Here is a 24925-nt window from a genome sequence, read left to right as displayed (position 1 = left end):
GTTTCTCGTTATCAAAGTTTGGTCAAAGACAGGCCGGCCCACGTCGCGAGCAGCCCGCCGAATACGCTGAGTGCCGCATAGCCCAGGGCCAGCAGCACTTGCCCGCTTTCCAGCAAGCGCACCGTATCCAGTGAAAAGGATGAAAAAGTCGTCAGCCCCCCGAGGAAGCCGACCATCAGCCCGGCACGCACCTCGATCGGCACCTCCGGGCGTATCAAAAACAGGCCGTACAACACGCCAATCAGCAGACAGCCCACGATATTAACGGCCAGCGTCGCGGTATAGAAGTGCCGCGGCCAATTGGCGTTGACCCAATTTCCGGTGGCGAAGCGCAACAAGGTGCCGGCAACCCCGCCGGCGGAGACCGCAATGATCAATGGAAGCACTATTTTCTCCGCTGCCGAGGGCTTAAACGATCAAGTTGAGCGAGGTGGTTGAGCTTCTCGCCGATCTTCAACTCCAGGCCGCGCGGCACCGGTTGGTAGAACGGGATCGGATCGAGCTCTTCCGGGAAATAGTCTTCGCCAGCGGCATAAGCGTCCGGCTCGTCATGGGCGTAGCGGTATTCGTCACCGTAGCCCAATTGTTTCATCAGTTTGGTTGGTGCGTTGCGCAGGTGCAGCGGCACTTCCAGCGAACCGTTTTCAGCGGCCGCGCGCAGGGCGGTTTTGAAACCCATATAAACAGCGTTGCTTTTCGGCGCGCAGGCCAGATAAGTGATGGCCTGGGCCACGGCCAACTCGCCTTCCGGACTGCCGAGGCGCTCCTGCACTTCCCACGCCGCGAGGCACAGGCTGAGGGCGCGCGGGTCGGCGTTGCCAATGTCTTCGCTGGCCATGCGCACCACGCGCCGCGCCAGGTATAGCGGATCGCAACCGCCGTCGATCATCCGCGCAAACCAATACAGCGCGCCGTCGGGGTTGGAGCCGCGTACCGACTTGTGCAGCGCCGAGATCTGGTCGTAGAACGCCTCGCCACCCTTGTCAAAACGCCGACGGGTGTCGCCGAGCAGGCTTTGCAGCAGCTCGGTGCCGATTTCGCTGTTGTCCTCGGCCAGGTCAGAGGCGTTTTCCAGCAGATTGAGCAGACGCCGGCCATCGCCATCGGCGGCGGACAGCAACATCTGGAAGCCTTCGTCGTTCAGCGTCAGGTTGCGCTTGCCCAGACCGCGTTCTTCGGTGAGCGCGCGGTGCACCAGTTTGCGCAGCGCCGCTTCGTCGAGGCTTTTCAGCACGTAGACGCGGGCACGCGACAGCAGAGCGTTGTTGAGTTCGAATGAAGGGTTTTCGGTGGTGGCGCCGATGAAGATCAGCGTGCCGTCTTCAACATACGGCAGGAACGCGTCCTGCTGGGATTTGTTGAAGCGGTGCACTTCATCGACAAACAGAATCGTGCGCTTGCCGTACTGGCCGGCCTGCTGTTTGGCGATTTCAACGGCCTGACGGATCTCCTTGACCCCGGCGAGTACTGCCGAGACTGTTTCGAAGTGTGCATCGGAGACTTCTGCGAGCAACCGCGCCAGGGTGGTTTTACCCACGCCCGGCGGCCCCCAGAAGATCATCGAATGCAGGGCACCCTGCTCCAGCGCCTCCCGCAGAGGCTTGCCGCGAGCAAGCACGTGCTCCTGACCGACATACTCATCCAGATTGGTCGCACGCAAACGCGCGGCCAGTGGCTGGGCAATCGGTGCACTGCGAAACAGATCCATCACGTAGCGTTGAAACCTCTATTTTGCCGATCATTGCCCCTGTAGGAGTGAGCCTGCTCGCGATAGCGGTGGGTCAGACGATGAAGATGTGACTGACAAATCGAATCGCGAGCAGGCTCACTCCTACAAAGGGTTTTTCGTTTATTCCTGGATCACGTCGGCACCCTTGGGGATGTCGAACTTGAACTTGGAGGCTGGCACCGGCTCGTTGGCCTTGACCCCGGTAAACAGGATGTTGGTGCGCTGGCCAACACTGTCAATCAGTTGCATGTCATTGAGCAGACCGTTGCGGAACGACAGACGCAGGTTGTCGAACAGGGTGTCCTTGGTTTTCGGCTTGAGGGTGAAGTCGATCACGCCGCCCGCCTCTTTCGCGCTGATATCAAAGCTCTGGCTGATCTTCGACACATCACCGGACAGCAGCAGCGCCGGGGTCTGGGTCAGACGCTCGTCGAGCTTTTTGATGGTCGCCTGTTCCAGATCAGGGTCCCATAGGGTGACCTTCTTGCCATCAGACACCATGGTCTGCTCGGCCGGCGCATTGGTGTGCCAGTAGAACAGGCCCGGACGCTGCAGGGTCATGTCGCCGGTGGTTTCCTGCAACTGCGTGCCGCTGCCGTCGAGGGTCAGCTGCGAGAAGTTCGCACTCAGGGTCTTGGATGTTTCCAGCAATTGGGTCAGACGCGCCACGTCCTTTTGATCGGCGTGCGCCGTGAGAGTGGTCAGCGCCAGTACTGGCAGCAACATGCGGATAAGACGCATGGGAGTCCTCTTGAATACTCGTTGGGAGAGCGGCGGCACATCATTGTCCCGCCTCTTGCTTTGGAATCAGTCGCGTACCGGGCCTGGGGCCAGGACTTCACGGGAACCGTTGGTGTTCATCGAGGTGACGACCCCGGCCATTTCCATGGCTTCGATCATCCGTGCGGCGCGGTTGTAGCCGATCTTCAACTTGCGCTGTACCGCGGAAATCGAGGCGCGACGGCTTTCCAGCACAAACTGTACAGCTTCGTCGTACAGCGCGTCGGCTTCCGGATCATCGCCGTCGCCGCCACCGCTGCTGCCTTCAAAACCGCTGCCCGCTTCTTCGACACCGTTGAGGATGTCGTCGTTGTATTCCGGTGCGCCGCGCAGTTTCCATGCTTCGACCACACGGTGTACTTCATCGTCGGAAACGAACGCACCGTGAACGCGGATCGGCAGGCTGGTGCCCGGCGGCATGTAAAGCATGTCACCGTGGCCGAGCAGTTGTTCGGCGCCGCCCTGATCGATGATGGTGCGGGAGTCGATCTTGCTCGACACCTGGAACGCCATACGCGTCGGAATGTTGGCCTTGATCAGACCGGTGATCACGTCCACCGACGGCCGCTGGGTTGCAAGGATCAAGTGAATACCGGCAGCACGGGCCTTCTGGGCGATACGGGCGATCAGTTCTTCAACCTTCTTGCCGACGATCATCATCATGTCGGCGAATTCGTCGACCACCACGACGATGGTTGGCAGCTTCTGCAACAGCGGTGCTTCGTCGTGAATGCTTTCGCGCTTGTACAGCGGATCGCTCAACGGCTCACCGGCGTCCTGAGCTTCCTTGACCTTGGCGTTAAAGCCGGACAGATTTCGCACGCCCATCTTCGCCATCAGCTTGTAGCGGCGCTCCATCTCGGCGACGCTCCAGCGCAGGGCGTTGGCGGCGTCTTTCATGTCGGTCACAACCGGGCACAGCAAATGCGGAATGCCTTCGTAGATCGACAGTTCCAGCATTTTCGGGTCGATCATGATCAGCTTGGCGTCTTCTGGACCCGACTTGAACAGGATCGACAGGATCATCGCGTTCACACCCACCGACTTACCGGAACCGGTGGTACCGGCCACCAGCAGGTGCGGCATCTTCGCCAGGTCAGTGATGACCGGTTTGCCGCCGATGTCATGGCCCAGCGCCAGGGTGACCGGCGATTTGAAGTTGTCGTATTCAGGCGTCGACAGCACTTCCGAGAAGCGCACGATCTGCCGATCTTCGTTGGGAATCTCGATACCGACGGTGGTCTTGCCCGGAATCACCTCGACCACCCGCACGCTGGTCACGGCCAGCGAACGCGCAAGGTCTTTCGCCAGGTTGGCGATGCGGCTGACTTTGACGCCGGCGGCAGGCTGGATTTCGTAACGGGTAATCACCGGGCCAGGATGGATCGAATCCACCGTAACCTCGACACCGAACTCCTTGAGCTTGATCTCGAGCAAATGGCCGACTGCCGCCAGGGATTCCGGTGAGTAATTGAGTTGTTTCTTTTCCGCAGGATCAAGAATCGAGATCGGTGGCAAGGTGCCTTCCACGGCGCTGTCGACGAACAACGGCACCTGTTTCTCTTTCTGCACGCGTTTGCTTGGCTCGGGCGCTTTGGCCGGGGCCGGGGCGATAACCGGCGGCACTTGTTTCTCGCGATCGGACATGTGCTTGCTCAGGGCTTGCTCACGTTCGATCAGGCGTTCTTTGACTTTGGCTTGCTCGCGCTTGTCGGTGACCGTCGGAGCGACCACGTCATGCACGCGATCATCGACTTCACGCAGTTGCGCAACCAGTTGTTTGCGTTCGGTACGTGCCGACCACCAGCGATTGAGCGCACCTTGGAACAGTTCGAACAGGTCGAGAGTGATTTTGCCGGTGATGTCCATCACCTTGAACCACGACAGGTCGGTAAATACCGTAAGGCCAAACAGGAATAACGCAATGAACAGCAACGTGCTGCCCTGAATGTTCAGCGCGTTCTTTGCCAGATTGCCGAGGCTTTCGCCCAGCGCACCACCGGCACCCGCCGGCAGACCCGAGGCCGCGTGAAAGTGCAGATGTGCCAGCGCAGCGCCGGACAGCACCAGAAACACCAGACCGATCAGACGCCAGGAGAACAGCCAGCCGCTCCACTGCCACGGTTCGTGGCGCTGGCGGAAGATCTGGTAGGCCTTGATCGCCAGCAGCAACGGGAAGATGTAGGCGAAGTAACCCAGCACCATGAACAGGATGTCGGCGCTGTAGGAGCCCGCCGGGCCGCCAAAATTCTGCACGTCGTCGATCTTGCTGTTGTGGCTCCAGCCCGGATCGTCCTTGCCGTAGGTCAGCAAAGCCATCATCAGGAACAGGCACAAGGCACCGATGGCGATCAATGCACCTTCCTTGAGCCGGTAGTGCAACTGTTGGCGCCAGAGCGGAACGACGGTTTTTGGTGCTTCGGTGGATTTCTTCAAAACGCTTCTTTTCCTGCGCCCGAGGCGCGTCCATCTATTGAATGACGATAAAAAACTGCCCAATCCAGGCAGGTAAAAAAGTTGACGGGCACAACTGAGACTACTTTTAACACTGCGCTGCTGCTTTTATAAACACAGGTATCAAAACAGTGCCCGGCGAATATTCTGTAACAGCCCGGCATTGTACGGGTTTGTGCGTCGGATGCCATGCTTCAAACCCCAGCATTGAGCATAGCCAAGCGCATAAAACCTGCGCTTCAATTTGAGCACGCATTGTCTTTTGTCACAAAGGCTTATGAGGTGTATTTGATGAACGTAGCGAAGCATTGCCATCCAGACCTTCTGAACTGTCGCTGAGCGCTCGCCATGCCGGCCAGGCGCCGGGCCACAGCGCTCGGTTACGACCGCGTCCGTCTCGCCAAGTTGCAATGCGGCGAACGTCGCGCAGGATCGAGACGACATTCGCAACGTTTAGCGGCACACTTTACCGCGAGCCCAACAGCTCGCCCCGCCCACCCCTTCTGCAAGCCCGGATGCCATGCTGACTTGGTTACAACGTAACTCCCTGACCTTTCCACCGCTGGAAAGGGCCATGCGCGACCCCAACGGATTGCTCGCCGCCGGTGGCGATCTGTCCGCCGATCGTTTGATCGAGGCTTATCGCCATGGCTGTTTTCCGTGGTTTTCCGAGGGCCAACCGATTCTCTGGTGGTCACCGGATCCGCGGACAGTGTTGTTTCCCGACGAACTGCATGTCTCGCGCAGCCTCGGCAAACTGCTGCGTCAGAAACGCTATCGAGTGACCTTCGATCAGGACTTCAACGCCGTGATCCGCGCTTGTGCTGCACCACGGGATTACGCCGACGGCACCTGGATCACCGAAGCCATGCAGGATGCCTACATTGAATTGCATCGCCGCGGCTTCGCCCATTCCGTGGAAGTCTGGGATCAGGGCGAGCTGGTCGGCGGACTGTATGGCCTGGCAATGGGCCAACTGTTTTTCGGCGAATCGATGTTCAGCCGCGCCGACAATGCTTCCAAATACGGCTTTGCCACCCTGGTGCGCCATCTGAAAGACTCGGGATTCGTGCTGATCGACTGTCAAATGCCCACCGATCATCTGCACAGCCTCGGCGCGCGGGCGATTCCTCGCCAGCAATTCGCCGAATACCTGGCTCATCACCTGGATCAACCCAATCGTGCCACCTGGGTTTGCTGAGCGACTTTTGCGCGCGTGGCTTACACTTATCTCACCAGCTTATCCCGAGGGTTGATCATGACCGAGTTGGCGCGTTTGAAGTTTTATGCCACTCAGCCTCACTCTTGCAGTTATCTGCCCGAGGAGCAGGCCACGACCCTGTTTCTCGATCCGAGCCAGCCCATGGATGTGCATGTCTACGCAGACCTGTCGGAAATGGGCTTTCGTCGCAGCGGCGATCATCTGTACCGCCCGCATTGCCAGAACTGCAATGCGTGCGTGCCTGCGCGCATTCCGGTGGCGCAGTTCACGCCTAATCGTCAGCAAAAGCGGATTTTCAAGCGCAACACGGATTTGCAGGTGCGCCCGGCCAAGCCGCAGTTCAGCGAAGAATATTTCGATCTGTACCAGCGCTATATCGAACAACGCCACGCCGACGGTGACATGTACCCGCCGAGCCGTGATCAATTCTCGACTTTTCTGGTACGCGATCTGCCCTTCTCGCGCTTTTACGAGTTCCGACTCGACGGACGGTTGCTCGCCGTGGCGGTGACCGATTTACTGCCGAACGGTTTATCCGCCGTATACACCTTCTACGAACCCGACGAAGAGCGTCGCAGCCTTGGCCGATTTGCCATCCTCTGGCAAATCGCCGAGGCACAGCGCCTCGGGCTTGAGGCGGTGTACCTCGGGTACTGGATCAAGAACTGCAAAAAGATGAACTACAAGACGCAATACCGACCCATCGAATTGCTGATTAATCAGCGCTGGGTCATCCTCAACTAAACCCAAGCCGTAAACCCCTTGGCGTAAACACCATTTTTCGGGCACAATGCACGCCGCTTTTGCCTGGCGCAGTTGCACCGGGCCATTCATTGGATACCGAGGGCTTTACTGCATGTCGAAAGAAGACAGCTTCGAAATGGAAGGCACTGTCGTCGACACCCTGCCCAACACCATGTTTCGTGTGGAGTTGGAAAATGGGCACGTCGTAACCGCGCATATTTCCGGCAAGATGCGCAAGAACTACATTCGTATTCTTACCGGTGACAAAGTGCGCGTCGAGCTGACGCCCTATGACTTGAGCAAAGGGCGCATTACTTACCGCGCTCGTTAATCAAGTCAATACAGAACGCCCGGTTTATGCCGGGCGTTTTTGTTTGTCTGCGTTTTTGGGGTTTGGGGGCATATCCGTTTTCTCGGGTGCTGCCGCTGGCGGTTTCGCTCTTACAGCGAGCCCCCTTTTCAAACGCCAAAAAGGAACCAAAAGGCTTTGCCCCTGGCGTACGGCACTTCGCTGAGGCTCAGTGTTCCCTCGCTACGGTGTCCATCCGGGGGCATCGCCTACGGTTTGCTTCGCTGCACCTCCTCTCGATGTATGCGGCTGCGCCGCACGGCGCTGCGCGCCTACCCCCGGATGAACACCTCCGCTCGGCCTGCCGATGGGGCAAAAGATCAAGAGCCAAAGCAAGATCACAAGCCAAATCAAAAGCCAGATCAAGAGCCCCTCACCCTAGCCCTCTCCCGGAGGGAGAGGGGACTGACCGGGGTGTTTGGGAGAGGTGCGCCGACGTGCGATACCGCGTTGAACTCAGGTTTTGAAAAACACACAAATCGGCCCCTCTCCCTCCACTCCGGGATATAGAGGGGACTGACCAGGGTGTTTGGGAGAGCTACGCCGACGTGCGATACCGCGTTGAACTCAGGTTTTGAAAAACACACAAATCGGCCCCTCTCCCTCCACTCCGGGATATAGAGGGGACTGACCAGGGTGTTTGGGAGAGCTACGCCGACGTGCGATACCACGCTGAACTCAGGTTTTGAAAAAAACACAGATCGGCCCCTCTCCCTCCACTCCGGGATATAGAGGGGACTGACCAGGGTGTTTGGGAGAGGTGCGCCGACGTGCGATACCGCGTTGAACTCAGGTTTTGAAAAACACACAAATCGGCCCCTCTCCCTCCACTCCGGGATATAGAGGGGACTGACCAGGGTGTTTGGGAGAGCTACGCCGACGTGCGATATCGAGTCGAACTCAGATTCTGAAAGACCCACAAACCGGCCCCCTCTCCCTCGGGAGAGGGCTGGGGTGAGGGGCAGCAACAATGCAAATCAAAAGCCGAACACCCACGCTCTTCACCACTCAACAGGATGAGCGTTAGCTCGGCTGCAGCTCTTGATCTTGATCTTGATCCACGGGCGACGTCGGAAGGCTGAGTGGAGGGATTGATCCGGGCGTGGGAGCGCAGCGACCGTTTGGCGCAGCCAAACACAGCGAGAGGAGGTGCAGCGAAGCAAACCGTAGGCGCCGCGCCCGGATCGATCCCGCAGCGAAGGGACGCCGAGCCCCAGCGAGCGGGCCGCACGTAGGAGCAAGCGTTTTTTGCTTACTTTTTTTAGCGTTTGAAAAAAAGTGAGTCGCCGTAAGGGCGAAACCGTAATAAGCCGCCACCGCAGCAACGGATATTCACCCAAAAAACCCAAACGACAAATAACAAAAAGGCGCCCGAAGGCGCCCTCTTGATCTCAGGCCATCAGGCCATTTCTGCGGTGGTCTCGAAGTCAAACGTCAACTCACCATCCTTGATGTCGATGTGCACCACACCGCCATGCTCGGCCAGCTCGCCAAACAGAATCTCCTCCGCCAACGGACGCTTGATCTTGTCCTGGATCAGACGCGCCATCGGACGTGCGCCCATCGCCGAGTCATAACCACCCGCCGCCAGCCAACTACGCGCGGCATCAGTGACCTCAAGCAGCACACGCTTGTCTTCCAGCTGCGCCTGAAGCTCGGTGAGGAACTTGTCCACCACACTTTTGATGACCTCATGACTGAGGCGACCAAACTGGATAATGGTGTCCAGTCGGTTACGGAACTCCGGCGTAAAGCTCTTCTTGATCACTTCCATCGCATCAGACGAGTGGTCCTGATGGGTGAAACCGATCGAAGCACGCGCGGCCGTTTCGGCACCGGCGTTGGTAGTCATGATCACGATCACGTTGCGGAAGTCCGCTTTGCGCCCGTTGTTGTCGGTCAGTGTACCGTGGTCCATCACCTGCAACAGCAGGTTGAAGACTTCCGGATGCGCCTTCTCGATTTCATCGAGCAGCAATACGCAGTGCGGCTGCTTGGTGATCGCCTCGGTCAACAGACCGCCCTGGTCGAAACCGACATAGCCCGGAGGCGCACCGATCAGACGCGATACGGTGTGACGCTCCATGTATTCGGACATGTCGAAGCGAACCAGCTCGATCCCCAGCGCCTTGGCCAATTGCCGCGCAGCCTCGGTTTTACCAACACCGGTCGGACCTGCGAACAGGAACGAACCAACTGGCTTGTCAGGCGACTTGAGGCCGGCACGCGACAGCTTGATCGCAGTCGACAGCGAATCGATCGCTGCGTCCTGACCAAACACCGTCAGCTTCAGGTCACGCTCCAGGTTACGCAGCAGTTCCTTGTCGGAACTGGTGACGTGCTTAGGCGGAATCCGCGCGATTTTCGCGACGATGTCTTCGACCTGTGGCACTTCAATGCGCTTAACACGTTTTTCGACCGGTTGCAGACGCTGGTAGGCGCCCGCCTCGTCGATCACGTCGATGGCCTTGTCCGGCATATGCCGGTCATTGATGTAGCGCGAAGCCAGCTCAGCAGCGGCGCGCAACGACTCATCGCTGTATTCGATGTTGTGGTGCTGCTCGAAACGCCCTTTCAGGCCGCGCAGGATACCGATGGTGTCTTCCACCGACGGCTCGACGACATCGACCTTCTGGAAGCGACGCGCCAAGGCACGATCCTTTTCGAAGATGCCGCGGAATTCCTGGAACGTGGTCGAGCCGATGCAGCGAATGTCGCCAGACGACAGCAGCGGTTTGAGCAGGTTCGAAGCGTCCATCACGCCACCGGACGCAGCGCCGGCACCGATGATGGTGTGGATCTCGTCGATGAACAGGATCGCCTGCGGACGTTTTTTCAGTTCATTGAGCAGCGCCTTGAAGCGCTTCTCGAAATCACCGCGATACTTGGTGCCTGCGAGCAGAGCGCCAAGGTCAAGCGAGTAAACAACGCTGTTGGCCAGCAGATCCGGCACCTGGTTGTCGACAATGCGCTTGGCCAGACCTTCGGCAATTGCGGTTTTACCCACGCCTGCTTCACCGACCAGCAGCGGATTGTTTTTGCGTCGACGCGCGAGAATCTGCGCGACACGCTCGACTTCCGATTCGCGGCCGACCAGCGGATCGATGCGACCCTGACGCGCGAGTTCGTTGAGGTTGCTGGCATAAGCATCCAGAGGATTGCCTGAAGAAGAAGACTCACCGCCCTCGTCGTCCTGCATATCTTGTTCACCTTCAGAGTGATCGCCATGCCCCGGCACTTTCGAAATGCCGTGCGCGATGTAATTGACGACATCGATGCGCGCAACGCTCTGCTGTTTCAGCAGGAACACTGCCTGACTCTCTTGCTCACTGAAGATGGCAACCAGCACGTTAGCGCCGGTTACTTCGCGTTTGCCCGAGCTCTGTACGTGGAAAACAGCACGTTGCAGTACACGCTGAAAGCCCAGGGTTGGCTGGGTTTCGCGATCTTCGTCATGAACGGGGATCAGTGGCGTGGTGGAGTCGATGAACTCCTGCAGGTCGTGCTTGAGTTTGTCGAGGTTTGCGCCACAGGCACGCAAAACGGTGGCGGCAGCCTCATTGTCCAATAGGGCCAGCAAAAGGTGTTCGACGGTCATGAATTCATGACGTTTCGAACGAGCCTCCTTGAAGGCTAGATTGAGGGTGACTTCGAGCTCGCGGTTTAACATAGCTTCACCTCATACCCAAGTGGTCGGCGATTAACCGTCCTTCTCGATTTCACAGAGTAGCGGATGCTGGCTTTCCCTGGCGTACTGGTTGACCTGCATGGCCTTTGTCTCGGCGATGTCGCGGGTAAACACTCCACATACTGCCCGTCCTTCTGTGTGGACGGCCAGCATGACCTTGGTCGCCAGCTCGCGATTCAGGTTAAAAAACACCTCGAGCACTTCGACGACGAAATCCATCGGTGTGTAGTCATCGTTGAACAAAACCACCTTGTACATCGGCGGCGCCTGTAACGCAGGCTTTGCTTCCTGAACAGCAACGCCTGCCGAATCGTCGTCGTGCTCCTGTGGAAGATCCTTTTGGAGAAGCGGGCGATCCTGATTGAATGTTAGTCGAATCTGGCTGATTGCATGCATGGAAAGAAAGGTTCGTCAGTTGTGCAAATACAGTGGTGGGGGCGGCTGTCCACGTTTTCAACTCCGACTGCCCGGTCACCTTGACTATCGGGAAAACGGTGTTACAACCAATAGAACCCACAGTGGGTAAAAAAGATCCGCGGAGTCAATTCTTTTAACGAATAAGATTGCGGATGAATTGGATGATACTCCAGCGATGGAGTCTGTTGCAGAGGGATTTGAGCATGGCTGTCGGCAAGGTGAAATGGTTCAACAATGCCAAGGGTTTTGGATTCATTATCGAGAACGGCCAGACAGAAGACCTGTTTGCCCACTACTCGGCTATCCAGATGGAAGGCTATAAAACCCTGAAGGCAGGCCAAGAGGTGTACTTCGAACTCCTTCAAGGCCCCAAAGGCCTGCACGCAATCGCGATTCAGGACAAAAACACAGTGGATGAAGCTGTGGGCGCAGCAGGAGCCGCTACCGCCGCAACCAGTGGCATCAACCACGTTGCAGTCGTGAGCTGAGCAACCTCGCCCAAGACACCCGGCCATAAAAAAACCGCCTGACTCAATTCATCGAGTCAGGCGGTTTTTATGTGCCCGCGTTTTACATATGCGAAATCAACGCATCCCCGAAGCCCGAAGACGAAACCAGCTTGGCCCCGTCCATCAGACGTTCGAAGTCATAAGTCACGGTCTTGGCACCAATGGCGCCGTTGGTGCCCTTGATGATCAGATCCGCCGCTTCAGTCCAGCCCATGTGCCGCAGCATCATCTCGGCCGAGAGAATCAGCGAACCCGGGTTGACCTGATCCTTGCCGGCGTACTTCGGCGCAGTACCGTGAGTCGCTTCGAACATCGCCACGGTGTCGGACAGGTTGGCGCCCGGTGCGATACCGATACCACCCACTTCCGCCGCCAGGGCGTCAGAAAGGTAGTCGCCGTTCAGGTTCAGGGTCGCGATCACATCGTATTCGGCCGGGCGCAGCAGGATCTGCTGGAGCATGGCGTCGGCGATGGCATCTTTGACCACAACATTCTTGCCGGTTTTCGGGTTTTTGAACTGCATCCACGGGCCGCCGTCGAGCAGGGTCGCGCCGAATTCTTCAGCGGCCACTTCGTAGGCCCACTCCTTGAAGGCACCTTCGGTGAACTTCATGATGTTGCCCTTGTGCACGATGGTCAGCGAATCGCGGTCGTTATCGACCACATATTGCAAAGCCTTGCGCGCCAGACGCTTGGTGCCTTCCAGCGAAACCGGCTTGACGCCGATGCCGCAGTTTTCGTCGAAACGGATCTTGGTGACGCCCATTTCTTCTTTAAGGAATTTGATGACCTTGGTGGCTTCCGGCGAACCGGCCTTCCACTCAATGCCGGCATAGATGTCTTCGGAGTTCTCGCGGAAGATGGTCATGTCGACGTCGCCAGGCTTTTTCACCGGGCTTGGCACGCCTTCGAACCAGCGCACCGGGCGCAGGCAGACGTACAGATCGAGTTGCTGACGCAGGGCCACGTTCAGCGAACGGATGCCGCCACCGACCGGCGTGGTCAGCGGGCCTTTGATGGAAACCACGTAATCCTTGACTGCGTCCAGGGTTTCCTGAGGCAGCCAGGTGTCCTGATCGTAAACCTGAGTGGCTTTTTCCCCGGCGTAGACTTCCATCCAGGAAATCTTGCGTTTACCGCCGTATGCCTTTTGAACTGCAGCATCGACAACCTTGATCATCACCGGGCTGATGTCGACACCAATGCCGTCACCTTCGATGAAGGGGATGATCGGGTTATCAGGAACATTGAGAGAATGGTCTGCATTGACGGTGATTTTGTCGCCGACGGCTGGAACCTGAATCTTCTTGTAACCCATGCTGAACTCCATTGTTTGGATTGAACATCTGGCTTGGTTCGAGCGTAACCCAGTTAAATCAACACGCAAACCCTCTGTTCGTGGCGCGCCTACATCTCGTTTCGTACAAGCCTGAAAGCAAAGGGAAAAGCGCCAAACTCAAGCATTCGCGACGACTCTACGCCCCACCCTGCCCTGCGACCTTTAGACCAATGGACGAGAATCGTTGCATATGAACCATCGGCAGATTGCCAGCTACCTATGTATAATGCCGCCCGCTGACCACAGGGTCACGACGGCTGGCCTCTCTAGCACGAGACTTTCCGCCTGATTGGTCGGGTTGTTACCGCAGTCCGACTGCTTGACGCTCTACTGATGCACCCAACATCACCGCGAAGAATCTCGACATTCGGTTCATGGATGACTTTGAACGAACGCGCTTACCCGGCGCCCCTCGAGTTTCTGCGCACGCTTTAGCAAAGAAGAGAGAGTTAATCCGAATATGCCCACCCGCTCGAAGATCATCTATACCTTCACCGACGAAGCTCCAGCCCTCGCCACCTATTCCCTGCTGCCGATCATCGAGGCTTACACCGCCTCGGCCGATATCGCCGTGGAAACCCGCGATATCTCTCTTGCAGCACGTATTCTGGCCAGCTTCCCCGAGCAACTGGGCGACAAAGCCGTAGCCGACCACCTCGCCGAACTGGGCGACCTGGCCGTTACGCCTGAAGCCAACATCATCAAGCTGCCGAACATCAGCGCTTCGGTGCCACAGCTGCAAGCCGCGATCAAAGAGCTGCAAGCTCAGGGTTACAACCTGCCGGACTACCCGGAAACTGTGACCAGCGACGCCGACAAAGACGCCAAGGCGCGTTACGACAAGGTCAAGGGCAGCGCCGTGAACCCGGTTCTGCGTGAAGGCAACTCCGACCGTCGCGCACCGCTGTCGGTTAAAAACTACGCTCGCAAGCACCCGCACAAAATGGGCGCCTGGGCCAAAGACTCCAAGTCCCACGTTGCTCACATGAGCACCGGCGATTTCTACGGCAGCGAAAAAGCTGCCCTGATCGACGCCGCTGACGCCGTGAAGATCGAACTGATCGCCAAGGACGGTACCGCTACCGTTCTGAAAGAAAAAACCACCGTTCAGGCCGGCGAGATCCTCGACTGCGCCGTGATGAGCAAAAACGCCCTGCGCGCGTTCATCGCTGCTGAAATCGAAAGCGCCAAGGCGCAAGGCGTGCTGCTGTCGGTGCACCTGAAAGCGACCATGATGAAGGTCTCCGACCCGATCATGTTCGGCCAGATCGTTGCCGAGTTCTATAAAGACGCGCTGACCAAGCACGCTGCCGTGCTGGCCGAGATCGGTTTCAACCTGAACAACGGCATCGGCGATCTGTACGCGCGCATCAAGGCCCTGCCGGCTGAGCAACAGGCTCAGATCGAAGCAGACATGGCTGCGGTCTACGCTGCTCGCCCATCGCTGGCGATGGTCAACTCCGACAAAGGCATCACCAACCTGCACGTGCCGAGCGACGTGATCGTCGACGCCTCGATGCCAGCAATGATCCGTGACTCCGGCAAAATGTGGGGCACCGACGGTCAGCTGCACGACACCAAGGCGGTGATCCCGGATCGTTGCTACGCAACCATCTACCAGGCCGTGATCGAAGATTGCAAAGCCAATGGCGCTTTCGATCCGACCACCATGGGCAGCGTGCCAAACGTTGGCCTGATGGCGAAGAAAGCCGAAGAGTACGGCTCGCACGACAAGACCTTCCAGATCAAGGCTGACGGCGTGGTTCGCGTCACCGACAGCAAGGGCAACCTGCTGATGGAACAGGCTGTTGAAGCCGGCGACATCTTCCGCATGTGCCAGACCAAAGACGCGCCGATCCAGGACTGGGTCAAACTGGCCGTCAACCGCGCTCGCGCAAGCAGCACCCCAGCGATCTTCTGGCTGGACCCAATGCGCGCTCACGACGGCGTAGTGATCGAGAAAGTTCAGGCTTACCTGAAGGATCACGACACCACCGGTCTGGACATCCAGATCATGGCGCCGGTCGACGCCATGAAGTACACCCTGCAGCGCACCCGCGAAGGCAAGGACACCATTTCGGTGACCGGCAACGTACTGCGCGACTACCTGACCGACCTGTTCCCGATCATGGAACTGGGCACCAGCGCCAAGATGCTGTCGATCGTGCCGCTGATGAACGGCGGTGGCCTGTTCGAAACCGGCGCCGGCGGTTCGGCGCCGAAGCACGTGCAGCAACTGGTTGAAGAAAACTTCCTGCGCTGGGATTCGCTGGGCGAGTTCCTCGCACTGGCAGCCTCCCTTGAGCACCTGGGTGTGAACTACAACAACCCGAAAGCACTGGTGCTGTCGAAGACCCTGGATCAGGCCACCGGCCAGTTCCTCGACAACAACAAGTCGCCATCGCGCAAAGTCGGCAACATCGACAACCGCGGCAGCCACTTCTATCTGGCGATGTACTGGGCTCAGGCCCTGGCAGCCCAGACTGAAGACGCTGCACTGCAAGCGCAGTTCGCGACCCTGGCAAAAACCCTGACCGAGAACGAAGCAACCATCGTTGCCGAGCTCAACGCCGTTCAGGGCAAGCCAGTCGACATCGGCGGTTACTACCACGCCAATGCCGAGCTGATCAGCAAGGCCATGCGCCCAAGCGCAACCCTCAACGCGGCGATTGCTGCGCTGGTTTAAGGTTGTAGCGCGGTAAACAAACCCCGGCCTCGTGCCGGGGTTTGTGTTTCCAGAGTTCACACAAAACCCATTGTAGGAGTGAGCCTGCTCGCGATAGCGGTATACCATTCAGCATTAATGGCGGCTGATGCACCGCTATCGCGAGCAGGCTCACTCCTACATTGGATTGGGGGTTTAACCAAAAGATTGAGGAAGGTTTTATGGAATGGCTCCCCCACATCACCGTCGCCACCATCGTCGAGGACAACGGTCGCTTCCTGATGGTCGAAGAACACAAAGCCGGGCGTAACGTGCTCAACCAGCCCGCCGGCCATCTCGACCCGGACGAAACCCTGATCGACGCAGCCATCCGCGAAACTCTCGAAGAAACCGGCTGGGATGTTGAACCCACCGGCGTGATCGGCATTTACCTGTACACCGCGCCGAGCAACGGCGTGACCTATCAGCGCGTGTGTTTCAGCGCCAAAGCAGTCAAACACAATGCGGATTATCAACTCGACGACGGCATCGTCGGCGCCAAGTGGCTGACCCGCGACGAATTAATCGCCCAACGCGACAACTGGCGCAGCGAGCTGATCATCCGTTGCATCGACGATTATCTGGCCGGTCATCACTTCAGCCTCGAACTGATGCGCCCTTCTCTTTAGCCTTGAGGCCGCGAGCCTGCTAGAATCGCGTCCTTTTTCAAGACACTCATTGAATCCCTATGCGTGATCCAGCCCCTTCTGACACATCCAAGAAGCGCGTCATTGTCGGCATGTCCGGCGGCGTGGACTCTTCCGTTTCCGCTCTCCTGCTGATCGAGCAGGGATATGAAGTGGAAGGCCTGTTCATGAAGAACTGGGAAGAAGACGACGGAACGGAATACTGCACCGCCATGGACGACCTGGCGGATGCCCAGGCTGTCTGCGACAAGATCGGCATCAAGCTGCACACGGCCAACTTCGCCGCCGAGTACTGGGACAACGTGTTCGAGCACTTTCTGGCCGAATACAAGGCCGGTCGCACGCCGAACCCGGACATCCTCTGCAACCGCGAGATCAAGTTCAAGGCGTTCCTCGACTACGCCATGATGCTCGGCGCCGACCTGATCGCCACCGGTCACTACGTGCGCCGCCGCGACATCGATGGCTGCACCGAACTGCTCAAAGGCCTCGATCCGAACAAGGATCAGAGCTACTTCCTGCACGCCGTTGGCGGCGAACAGATCGCCAAGACTCTGTTCCCTGTCGGCGAACTGGAAAAGCCGGAAGTTCGGGCGATTGCCGAGAAATACGAGCTGGCCACCGCCAAAAAGAAAGATTCCACCGGGATCTGCTTCATCGGCGAGCGGCGTTTCAGCGACTTCCTCAAGCAATACCTGCCGGCGCAACCGGGCGAGATCAAGACCACCGAAGGCGAAGTCATCGGCCGTCACCACGGCTTGATGTACCACACCATCGGTCAGCGCCAGGGCCTCGGCATCGGCGGCTTGAAAGACGCTGGCGATGAGCCATGGTACGTGCTGCGCAAGGATCTGGACACCAACGAGTTGATCGTCGGCCAGGGCAACAACCATCCGTGGCTGTTTTCCGCAGCCCTGCTCGCTTCGGAAATCTATTGGGTCAACCCGATCGACCTGAGCCAGCCGCTGCGCCTGACCGCGAAAGTGCGTTATCGCCAGAGCGATCAGGCCTGCACCCTGGAAAAAACCGCCAGCGGCTACCGCGCCGTGTTCGACGAGCCGCAACGCGCAGTGACGCCGGGCCAATCGGTGGTGTTCTATGACGGTGAAATCTGCCTCGGTGGCGGTGTGATCGAAGTCGCCGAGCCGTGGAGCGGCCAGGCATGAGCCCGACTCAGGAGCAACTGACGGCGCTCGGCGGCGTGTTTCTCGCCGCCGTGCTGGTCGACCGGATCGCCAAGACCGGACAGACCAGCGAGGCAGGCCTGAGCTGCATGCTCGGCAGCCTGCTGGTGCGCGACCCGAAGGACACGCTGGATGTGTACGGCGGCGACGACATCAATCTGCGCGAAGGTTACCGCGCGTTGATCGGCGCCCTCGAACGCGACCCGAGCACACTGCAGCGCGAGCCATTGCGTTATGCGCTGTCGATGCTCGGTCTTGAGCGTCAACTGGCCAAACGTGACGACATGCTCGACATCATCGGCAAGCGTTTGCCGCAGATCCAGTCGCAGGTTGAGCATTTCGGCCCGGCCCACGAAAACGTGGTCGCGGCTTGCGGCGCGCTGTATCAGGACACCCTGAGCACGCTGCGCCAACGCATTCAGGTGCACGGCGACATGCGCAACCTGCAGCAACCGAGCAATGCCTCGAAGATTCGCGCCCTGCTCCTCGCCGGCATCCGTTCGGCACGCTTGTGGCGGCAGCTCGGCGGCCATCGCTGGCAGTTGGTGATCAGCCGGCGCAAGCTGCTCAAAGAGCTGTATCCGTTGATGCGCAGCGAGTAAAACGCCGCGCAATAAAAGCTTTGTAGTCTGTAACGCGTAATACGCCGGTCAGTTGGCAACGGACCGGCGGATTTTTTCATGTATGATACGCGCCCCATTTCGTTGCCCGACTGTCCGAGAACACCCCATGCAGCTTTCTTCGCTCACTGCGGTTTCCCCTGTTGACGGCCGCTACGCCGGCAAAACCCAGGCCCTGCGCCCGATTTTCAGCGAGTACGGTCTGATCCGTGCCCGTGTTCTGGTTGAAGTACGCTGGCTCCAGCGTCTGGCCGCCCACGCTGGTATCCCTGAAGTGCCAGCCTTCTCCGCCGAGGCCAACGCCGTTCTCAATGAACTGGCTGAAAACTTCTCGCTGGAGCACGCCGAGCGCGTCAAAGAGATCGAGCGCACCACCAACCACGATGTCAAAGCGATCGAATACCTGCTCAAAGAGCAGGCGGCCAAGCTGCCGGAGCTGGCCAAGGTCAGCGAGTTCATCCACTTTGCCTGCACCAGCGAAGACATCAACAACCTGTCCCACGCCTTGATGCTGCGCGAAGGCCGTGACGACGTGATGCTGCCGCTGATGCGCCAGACTGCCAACGCCATCCGCGAACTGGCCATCCGTTTCGCTGACGTGCCGATGCTGTCGCGCACTCACGGCCAACCAGCCTCCCCGACTACTTTGGGTAAAGAGCTGGCGAACGTGGTTTACCGTCTCGAGCGTCAGATCGCTCAAGTCGCTGCCGTGCCGCTGCTGGGCAAGATCAACGGCGCTGTCGGCAACTACAACGCGCACCTGTCGGCCTACCCGCAGATCGACTGGGAAGCCAATGCCCGCGCCTTCATCGAAGACGAGCTGGGCCTGGGCTTCAACCCGTACACCACGCAGATCGAACCGCACGACTACATCGCCGAGCTGTTCGACGCAATTGCGCGCTTCAATACCATCCTGATCGACTTCGACCGTGACATCTGGGGCTACATCTCCCTGGGTTATTTCAAGCAGCGCACCATCGCTGGCGAAATCGGCTCGTCGACCATGCCGCACAAGGTCAACCCGATCGACTTCGAAAACTCCGAAGGCAACCTGGGCATCGCCAACGCATTGTTCCAGCACCTGGCGAGCAAACTGCCGATCTCCCGCTGGCAGCGCGACCTGACCGACTCCACCGTTCTGCGCAACCTCGGTGTCGGCTTCGCCCACAGCGTGATCGCCTACGAAGCCAGCCTCAAAGGCATCAGCAAACTCGAGCTCAACGAGCAGAAGATTGCCGCTGACCTCGACGCTTGCTGGGAAGTCCTGGCTGAGCCGATCCAGACCGTGATGCGCCGCTACAACATCGAAAACCCGTACGAGAAGCTGAAAGAACTGACGCGCGGCAAAGGCATCAGCCCGGAAGCGTTGCAGACTTTCATCGATGGTCTGGACATGCCTGCCGAAGCGAAAGCCGAGCTCAAGCAACTGACCCCGGCCAACTACATCGGCAACGCTGTAGCGCAAGCCAAACGCATCTGATCGACCGCTTGACCCGTTTGAGACGCCCGGCCGCGCCGGGCGTTTTTATTCCCGTCTGAAAAGTGCTTTTTTTCAATAGGTTACATATGAATCCCGATATTCCTCTTCAACTTCTGGGCGGCATCACGGCACGCGAATTCCTGCGCGACTACTGGCAGAAAAAGCCGCTGCTGATCCGCCAGGCGATTCCTGACTTCGAAAGCCCGATCGACGCCGACGAACTGGCCGGCCTGGCCCTGGAAGAAGAAGTCGAATCGCGTCTGGTGATCGAGCACGGCGAGCGCCCTTGGGAACTGCGTCGCGGCCCGTTCGCTGAAGACGAATTCAGCAAATTGCCGGAAAAAGAGTGGACCCTGCTGGTTCAAGCGGTCGATCAATTCGTCCCGGAAGTCAGCGAGCTGCTGGAAAACTTCCGCTTCCTGCCGAGCTGGCGCGTCGACGACGTGATGATCAGCTTCGCCGCCCCGGGTGGCAGTGTTGGTCCGCACTTCGATAACTACGACGTGTTCCTGCTGCAAGGCCACGGCAAGCGCAACTGGAAAATCGGTCAGATGTGCGATTCCGAGAGCCCGCTGCTGCAGCACGCAGACCTGCGCATCCTCGCCGAATTCCACGAGACCGAAGAATGGGTGCTGGAACCGGGCGACATGCTCTACCTGCCGCCGCGTCTGGCTCATTGCGGTGTCGCGGTCGATAACTGCATGACCTACTCGGTTGGTTTCCGTGCGCCAAGCGCTTCCGAAGTGCTGACTCACTTCACCGACTTCCTCAGCCAGTTCCTGACTGACGAAGAGCGCTACACCGATGCCGACGCACAGCCAGCAGCCGATCCGCACCAGATTCAACACGATGCACTGGATCGTCTGAAAGCCCTGCTCGCCGAGCACATGAGCGACGAGCGCCTGCTGCTGACCTGGTTCGGCCAGTACATGACCGAGCCGCGTTATCCGGAACTGGTGGCCGGCCCGGAAGAAATCGAAGAAGAAGACTTCCTCGCCGCCCTGCAGGATGGCGCCATTCTGATCCGCAACCCGAGTGCGCGTCTGGCTTGGTCGGAAGTCGATGACGACCTGCTGCTGTTCGCCAGCGGCCAGAGCCGTTACCTGCCGGGCAAACTGCGCGAACTGTTGAAGCTGATCTGCGCCGCTGACGCCCTGCACACTGACAACCTCGGTGAGTGGCTGAACGACGAAGACGCTTGCGGCCTGCTGTGCCAACTGGTCAAGCAAGGGAGCCTGGGGTTCGCCGATGAATAAGATTCGCGTACGTGTCGCAGACTGGCAGAAGGACATCGCCGAGATCCGGCGCATTCGTGAAACGGTGTTTATCGCCGAGCAATCGGTGCCACCTGAGCTGGAATGGGACGCGGACGACGCGACCGCCGTGCATTTTCTGGCGTTTGAAGGCGACTTTCCGATTGGCACTGCGCGCTTGTTGCCCGACGGGCACATTGGCCGGGTATCCGTGCTGAAAGACTGGCGCGGGATGAAGGTCGGTGATGCGCTGATGCAAGCGGTGATCGCCGAAGCCGAAGAACGTGGTTTGAAGCAGCAGATGCTCAGCGCTCAGGTGCAGGCCACAGCGTTCTATGAGCGCTTGGGTTTCAGCCTGGTCAGCGAGGAATTCCTCGAAGCCGGGATTCCGCATGTCGACATGGTTCGGCATTCGGCATAAAACCGCGGCGCGGCGATCGCGAGCAGGCTCGCTCCCACAGGGGATCTCCAGCGGACACGATATTTGTGTCAGGCAGAGATTCAATGTGGGAGCGAGCCTGCTCGCGAATAGGCCCGCAAGCACACCCCAAAACGCCCCGACATCAACCGATGCCGGGGCGTTTTGCTGTCTACGATTCAACTTGCCCCACCCAAGGCCGACAAACTGGCAATATCAAGCCTTTCGAAAGCGGAGATAACGGACATGTCCCTACGCACCCTGCTCACCACCCTGCTGCTCGGTTGCAGTTTTTCGGTGATGGCAGCCACAGAAATCGTGCCCCTCAATTACCGCACCAGCGCCGACATGCTGCCGATGGCACAAGACTTCCTCGGCAAGGACGGTCAGGTCAGCGCCTACGGCAACCAGCTGATCATCAAGGCCGAGCCGGACAAGATCCAGGAACTCAAGGCACTGATCACGCAACTGGACACTGCGCCCAAGCGCTTGCTGATCAGCGTCGACACCAATGAAAACAATGGCCGTGGCGACGAAGGTTATTCGGTTAACGGCGCTCAACCGAAACAGACCCGCATCATCAGCCGCAGCACCACCAGCCGTGAAGGCGGCGTCCAGCAGGTGCAGGCCACCGATGGCATGCCGGCGCTGATTCAGGTTGGTCAGAGCGTGCCGATCACCAATGTTCAGAGCGACTCCTACGGCGGTTACAACAGCCAAACCCAATATCGCAACGTCACTCAAGGGTTCTACGTCACCGCCAGCGTCACCGGCGACATCGTTCACCTGGCGATCAGTACCAACCGTGACCGCATGAGCCAGGAACGTCCCGATGTAGTGAACGTGCAAAGCACCGACACAAGTGTCAGCGGGCGCCTCGGTGAGTGGATCACCCTCGCCGGCGTCAATCGCCAGACTCAGGCCGACAAACAGGGCCTGACCCGCAGCTACTCGACTCAAGGTCGGGATGACATGACCTTGCGGGTGAAAGTCGACGCCCTGGACTAAAGCACCGAAAACTGACTGATTAGTCGTATTAGACGAAAGATGTAGTGCTTGAAAAAAAGCACTACAAAACGTTTGACGAGGCAAAAAAGCGAAGGCATGATGGCCTCGCTCCCGCTAATCAGAGGCCCTGGCAAGGGCCTTCGAAGCGATGTTCGCACCTACCCCGCGAACCGCTTCGTGTCTGTACCGCCCACAAGGCGTGTTTGACGAGGTTGCCGACTGGAACGAAGTTGTCCCGAGGGACGGAAGCGTAATTAGGTAACCCGGCTCCACGCTGTAGATCGTATAGAGGCCCACGACGCCCGCATGCGCCCGCAGTCCGCCACTACCTGCTCACTTCCCCTCGAGCCCATCGTTCATCCCGTCGCCTACCCCGCCAAATCCGACTTGACCACCTAAGCTTCTGGTCAGCGAGCGCAGGAATTTTCCACCGCAGAACAACTTTTCATAAAAGACGCGACGAGGTTTATCTCCATGGCACTGACACGCGAACAGCAAATTGCAGCCCTCGAAAAAGACTGGGCTGAAAACCCGCGCTGGAAAGGCGTGACACGCACTTACTCCGCTGCTGACGTCGTCCGTCTGCGTGGCTCGGTTCAACCTGAGCACACCTTTGCAAAAATGGGCGCCGACAAGCTGTGGAACCTGGTCACCCAGGGTGCCAAGCCGTCCTTCCGTCCTGAGAAAGATTTCGTCAACTGCATGGGCGCCCTGACCGGCGGCCAGGCTGTTCAACAGGTTAAAGCCGGTATCCAGGCGATCTATCTGTCGGGCTGGCAAGTGGCTGCGGACAACAACTCCGCTGAATCCATGTACCCGGACCAGTCGCTGTACCCGGTGGACTCGGTGCCTACCGTGGTCAAGCGCATCAACAACTCGTTCCGTCGTGCTGACCAGATCCAGTGGAAAGCCGGCAAGAACCCGGGCGACGATGGCTACATCGACTACTTCGCGCCGATCGTGGCTGACGCTGAAGCCGGTTTCGGCGGCGTTCTGAACGCTTACGAGCTGATGAAGAGCATGATCGAAGCAGGCGCCGCTGGCGTTCACTTCGAAGACCAACTGGCTTCCGTGAAAAAATGCGGTCACATGGGCGGTAAAGTACTGGTTCCTACTCAGGAAGCTGTACAGAAGCTGACCGCTGCTCGTCTGGCTGCTGACGTTGCCGGCACCCCGACCATCATCCTGGCCCGTACCGACGCTAACGCTGCTGACCTGCTGACTTCCGATTGCGACCCGTACGACCAGCCGTTCGTGACTGGCGAGCGCACTCAGGAAGGTTTCTACAAGGTTCGCGCCGGCCTCGATCAAGCCATCGCCCGTGGTCTGGCTTACGCGCCATACGCCGACCTGATCTGGTGCGAAACCGCCAAGCCGGATCTGGACGAAGCTCGTCGCTTCGCCGAAGCGATCAAAAAGGAATACCCGGACCAACTGCTGTCGTACAACTGCTCGCCTTCCTTCAACTGGAAGAAAAACCTCGACGACGCGACCATCGCCAAGTTCCAGCGCGAACTGTCCGCCATGGGTTACAAGCACCAGTTCATCACCCTGGCCGGCATTCACAACATGTGGCACAGCATGTTCAACCTGGCGCACGACTACGCCCGCAACGATATGACTGCCTACGTGAAGCTGCAGGAGCAGGAATTCGCTGACGCCGCCAAGGGTTACACCTTCGTGGCTCACCAGCAGGAAGTGGGCACCGGCTACTTCGACGACATGACCACAGTGATTCAAGGTGGCTCGTCGTCGGTCACCGCACTGACCGGTTCGACCGAAGAAGAACAGTTCCACTGATTCTGCTTCGCCTGAGCAAACGGCCTCTGCGGATCGTATAGAAAGCTAACCGCAGAGCCGCAAAACTGACGCCCCGACTGGTTCGGGGCGTTTTTTTTGCCCCGATTTAATGAACACCACAAATCCCTGTAGGAGTGAGCCTGCTCGCGATGGCGGTGGGTCAGTCACCGCATGCACAAGCTGACACACCGCTATCGCGAGCAGGCTCACTCCTACAGGGATCGGTGTCGTTCGGAGAAAACATTGATCCAGCGCGGTACATCCGTCAGAAAAATCCGCTAAAACGGGCGCCGTCGCTACTTGCAGTAACGTGCAAGTAAGACAACTTCCCAACTGACATCCCGTTAAACAGTTACAAATCCACTCCAAACGATATCAATTATCATTTAGCCGCAACTATGTTCGTTACATTCCCTACAAAACATTATTTGCATAAACCCGCCTAATGCCCGCAACGCATGGGCTGCAGGGCATTGGAGATGCGCTATGTCCTTATTCCAATAAATAATTTCGCTATAGGAATTTTACTTGCAGGGTGTTTAGCCATAAAATCAGCGCGATTGATTGCTGCGACATATCG

General features: G+C 58.4%; 21 protein-coding genes. 13 read left to right on the top strand and 8 right to left on the bottom strand.

The annotated features are described in order from the left end of the window. Positions 1 to 11: 11 nt before the first annotated feature. The 4 genes from crcB to ACOYXJ_RS20565 form a co-directional block, all read right to left on the bottom strand. Positions 12 to 386, bottom strand: coding sequence for a fluoride efflux transporter CrcB (gene crcB / locus ACOYXJ_RS20580; RefSeq protein WP_095189687.1), 375 nt, complete (start codon positions 384 to 386; stop codon positions 12 to 14). Beyond that, a complete protein-coding gene (locus ACOYXJ_RS20575; RefSeq protein ID WP_034155144.1) occupies positions 386 to 1708 on the bottom strand; it encodes a replication-associated recombination protein A in 1323 nt (440 codons plus the stop codon). The genes crcB and ACOYXJ_RS20575 overlap by 1 nt, the downstream gene beginning before the upstream one ends. A gap of 141 nt (positions 1709 to 1849) precedes the next feature. Next, positions 1850 to 2470: an outer membrane lipoprotein chaperone LolA gene (lolA, locus tag ACOYXJ_RS20570; protein WP_038369698.1), complete on the bottom strand. Its 621-nt coding sequence runs from the start codon at positions 2468 to 2470 to the stop codon at positions 1850 to 1852. Positions 2471 to 2536: 66 nt separating this feature from the next. Then, positions 2537 to 4945 carry a DNA translocase FtsK gene (locus ACOYXJ_RS20565; RefSeq protein ID WP_034155142.1) on the bottom strand — a complete coding sequence of 803 codons (2409 nt, stop codon included), beginning with the start codon at positions 4943 to 4945 and terminating at the stop codon, positions 2537 to 2539. Positions 4946 to 5483: 538 nt separating this feature from the next. On the opposite strand from ACOYXJ_RS20565, the gene aat reads away from it, so the two are divergent. The 3 genes from aat to infA all read left to right on the top strand — a co-directional run bounded on the left by aat (position 5484) and on the right by infA (position 7260). Beyond that, a complete protein-coding gene (gene aat / locus ACOYXJ_RS20560) occupies positions 5484 to 6164 on the top strand; it encodes a leucyl/phenylalanyl-tRNA--protein transferase (protein WP_150793621.1) in 681 nt (226 codons plus the stop codon). Between the two features lie 57 nt (positions 6165 to 6221). Continuing rightward, the gene (locus ACOYXJ_RS20555; RefSeq protein ID WP_110719379.1) at positions 6222 to 6929 is read left to right on the top strand and encodes an arginyltransferase; all 708 of its coding nucleotides are present in this window, start codon (positions 6222 to 6224) and stop codon (positions 6927 to 6929) included. A 112-nt stretch (positions 6930 to 7041) separates the two neighbouring features. Further along, a complete protein-coding gene (gene infA, locus ACOYXJ_RS20550) occupies positions 7042 to 7260 on the top strand; it encodes a translation initiation factor IF-1 (RefSeq protein ID WP_002553999.1) in 219 nt (72 codons plus the stop codon). A gap of 380 nt (positions 7261 to 7640) precedes the next feature. Here infA and ACOYXJ_RS20545 read toward each other — a convergent pair whose 3' ends face one another. The 3 genes from ACOYXJ_RS20545 to clpS form a co-directional block, all read right to left on the bottom strand. Beyond that, the gene (locus tag ACOYXJ_RS20545; protein WP_460371216.1) at positions 7641 to 8198 is read right to left on the bottom strand and encodes a hypothetical protein; all 558 of its coding nucleotides are present in this window, start codon (positions 8196 to 8198) and stop codon (positions 7641 to 7643) included. A gap of 479 nt (positions 8199 to 8677) precedes the next feature. Beyond that, on the bottom strand, positions 8678 to 10948 hold the full coding sequence (clpA, locus tag ACOYXJ_RS20540; protein ID WP_016987404.1) for an ATP-dependent Clp protease ATP-binding subunit ClpA: 2271 nt from the start codon (positions 10946 to 10948) through the stop codon (positions 8678 to 8680). A gap of 30 nt (positions 10949 to 10978) precedes the next feature. Beyond that, on the bottom strand, positions 10979 to 11362 hold the full coding sequence (gene clpS / locus ACOYXJ_RS20535; protein WP_011334948.1) for an ATP-dependent Clp protease adapter ClpS: 384 nt from the start codon (positions 11360 to 11362) through the stop codon (positions 10979 to 10981). A gap of 224 nt (positions 11363 to 11586) precedes the next feature. Between clpS and cspD the strand changes: the two genes are divergently transcribed. Next, positions 11587 to 11871 (top strand): cold shock domain-containing protein CspD, encoded by a 285-nt coding sequence (gene cspD, locus ACOYXJ_RS20530; RefSeq protein ID WP_150793620.1) that lies wholly within the window; start codon positions 11587 to 11589, stop codon positions 11869 to 11871. An 82-nt stretch (positions 11872 to 11953) separates the two neighbouring features. Here cspD and icd read toward each other — a convergent pair whose 3' ends face one another. Next, positions 11954 to 13210, bottom strand: a complete 1257-nt coding sequence (gene icd / locus ACOYXJ_RS20525; protein ID WP_034155137.1) for an NADP-dependent isocitrate dehydrogenase — start codon at positions 13208 to 13210, stop codon at positions 11954 to 11956. 481 nt (positions 13211 to 13691) lie between these two features. On the opposite strand from icd, the gene ACOYXJ_RS20520 reads away from it, so the two are divergent. The 9 genes from ACOYXJ_RS20520 (at position 13692) to aceA (ending at position 24345) form a co-directional block, all read left to right on the top strand. Further along, entirely contained in the window at positions 13692 to 15917 is a 2226-nt protein-coding gene (locus ACOYXJ_RS20520) for an NADP-dependent isocitrate dehydrogenase (protein ID WP_460371215.1), read from the top strand. Between the two features lie 200 nt (positions 15918 to 16117). Further along, positions 16118 to 16564: an NUDIX hydrolase gene (locus ACOYXJ_RS20515; protein ID WP_460371214.1), complete on the top strand. Its 447-nt coding sequence runs from the start codon at positions 16118 to 16120 to the stop codon at positions 16562 to 16564. Between the two features lie 59 nt (positions 16565 to 16623). Further along, positions 16624 to 17748: a tRNA 2-thiouridine(34) synthase MnmA gene (gene mnmA / locus ACOYXJ_RS20510; protein WP_460371213.1), complete on the top strand. Its 1125-nt coding sequence runs from the start codon at positions 16624 to 16626 to the stop codon at positions 17746 to 17748. Next, positions 17745 to 18368, top strand: coding sequence for a high frequency lysogenization protein HflD (hflD, locus tag ACOYXJ_RS20505; protein WP_122606186.1), 624 nt, complete (start codon positions 17745 to 17747; stop codon positions 18366 to 18368). Before mnmA ends, hflD begins: the two co-directional genes overlap by 4 nt. A gap of 127 nt (positions 18369 to 18495) precedes the next feature. Beyond that, on the top strand, positions 18496 to 19866 hold the full coding sequence (gene purB, locus ACOYXJ_RS20500; protein ID WP_003223822.1) for an adenylosuccinate lyase: 1371 nt from the start codon (positions 18496 to 18498) through the stop codon (positions 19864 to 19866). An 86-nt stretch (positions 19867 to 19952) separates the two neighbouring features. Further along, positions 19953 to 21122: a ribosomal protein uL16 3-hydroxylase gene (locus ACOYXJ_RS20495; RefSeq protein WP_102899355.1), complete on the top strand. Its 1170-nt coding sequence runs from the start codon at positions 19953 to 19955 to the stop codon at positions 21120 to 21122. Continuing rightward, positions 21115 to 21540, top strand: coding sequence for a GNAT family N-acetyltransferase (locus ACOYXJ_RS20490; RefSeq protein ID WP_034155132.1), 426 nt, complete (start codon positions 21115 to 21117; stop codon positions 21538 to 21540). The genes ACOYXJ_RS20495 and ACOYXJ_RS20490 overlap by 8 nt, the downstream gene beginning before the upstream one ends. Positions 21541 to 21783: 243 nt before the next feature. Beyond that, positions 21784 to 22545, top strand: coding sequence for a secretin N-terminal domain-containing protein (locus ACOYXJ_RS20485; protein ID WP_460371212.1), 762 nt, complete (start codon positions 21784 to 21786; stop codon positions 22543 to 22545). A 474-nt stretch (positions 22546 to 23019) separates the two neighbouring features. Further along, positions 23020 to 24345 carry an isocitrate lyase gene (gene aceA / locus ACOYXJ_RS20480; RefSeq protein WP_007920195.1) on the top strand — a complete coding sequence of 442 codons (1326 nt, stop codon included), beginning with the start codon at positions 23020 to 23022 and terminating at the stop codon, positions 24343 to 24345. Positions 24346 to 24925: the final 580 nt, after the last annotated feature.

This window comes from Pseudomonas sp. Tul2A7 (assembly GCF_054790505.1).
The sequence above is the reverse complement of the archived record's forward strand: the minus strand, read 5'-3'. Positions and strand labels throughout refer to the sequence as shown.

What these genes read in the sequence shown, in the direction of transcription:
- aceA (WP_007920195.1), top strand. Translation starts at nt 23,020, where the DNA reads ATGGCACTGACACGCGAACAGCAAATTGCAGCCCTCGAAAAAGACTGG.
- purB (WP_003223822.1), top strand. Translation starts at nt 18,496, where the DNA reads ATGCAGCTTTCTTCGCTCACTGCGGTTTCCCCTGTTGACGGCCGCTAC.
- ACOYXJ_RS20520 (WP_460371215.1), top strand. Translation starts at nt 13,692, where the DNA reads ATGCCCACCCGCTCGAAGATCATCTATACCTTCACCGACGAAGCTCCA.
- cspD (WP_150793620.1), top strand. Translation starts at nt 11,587, where the DNA reads ATGGCTGTCGGCAAGGTGAAATGGTTCAACAATGCCAAGGGTTTTGGA.
- clpA (WP_016987404.1), bottom strand. Translation starts at nt 10,948, where the DNA reads ATGTTAAACCGCGAGCTCGAAGTCACCCTCAATCTAGCCTTCAAGGAG.
- aat (WP_150793621.1), top strand. Translation starts at nt 5,484, where the DNA reads ATGCTGACTTGGTTACAACGTAACTCCCTGACCTTTCCACCGCTGGAA.
- ACOYXJ_RS20575 (WP_034155144.1), bottom strand. Translation starts at nt 1,708, where the DNA reads ATGGATCTGTTTCGCAGTGCACCGATTGCCCAGCCACTGGCCGCGCGT.
- ACOYXJ_RS20495 (WP_102899355.1), top strand. Translation starts at nt 19,953, where the DNA reads ATGAATCCCGATATTCCTCTTCAACTTCTGGGCGGCATCACGGCACGC.
- clpS (WP_011334948.1), bottom strand. Translation starts at nt 11,362, where the DNA reads ATGCATGCAATCAGCCAGATTCGACTAACATTCAATCAGGATCGCCCG.
- lolA (WP_038369698.1), bottom strand. Translation starts at nt 2,470, where the DNA reads ATGCGTCTTATCCGCATGTTGCTGCCAGTACTGGCGCTGACCACTCTC.
- ACOYXJ_RS20555 (WP_110719379.1), top strand. Translation starts at nt 6,222, where the DNA reads ATGACCGAGTTGGCGCGTTTGAAGTTTTATGCCACTCAGCCTCACTCT.
- icd (WP_034155137.1), bottom strand. Translation starts at nt 13,210, where the DNA reads ATGGGTTACAAGAAGATTCAGGTTCCAGCCGTCGGCGACAAAATCACC.
- hflD (WP_122606186.1), top strand. Translation starts at nt 17,745, where the DNA reads ATGAGCCCGACTCAGGAGCAACTGACGGCGCTCGGCGGCGTGTTTCTC.
- ACOYXJ_RS20490 (WP_034155132.1), top strand. Translation starts at nt 21,115, where the DNA reads ATGAATAAGATTCGCGTACGTGTCGCAGACTGGCAGAAGGACATCGCC.
- ACOYXJ_RS20515 (WP_460371214.1), top strand. Translation starts at nt 16,118, where the DNA reads ATGGAATGGCTCCCCCACATCACCGTCGCCACCATCGTCGAGGACAAC.
- ACOYXJ_RS20485 (WP_460371212.1), top strand. Translation starts at nt 21,784, where the DNA reads ATGTCCCTACGCACCCTGCTCACCACCCTGCTGCTCGGTTGCAGTTTT.
- infA (WP_002553999.1), top strand. Translation starts at nt 7,042, where the DNA reads ATGTCGAAAGAAGACAGCTTCGAAATGGAAGGCACTGTCGTCGACACC.
- mnmA (WP_460371213.1), top strand. Translation starts at nt 16,624, where the DNA reads ATGCGTGATCCAGCCCCTTCTGACACATCCAAGAAGCGCGTCATTGTC.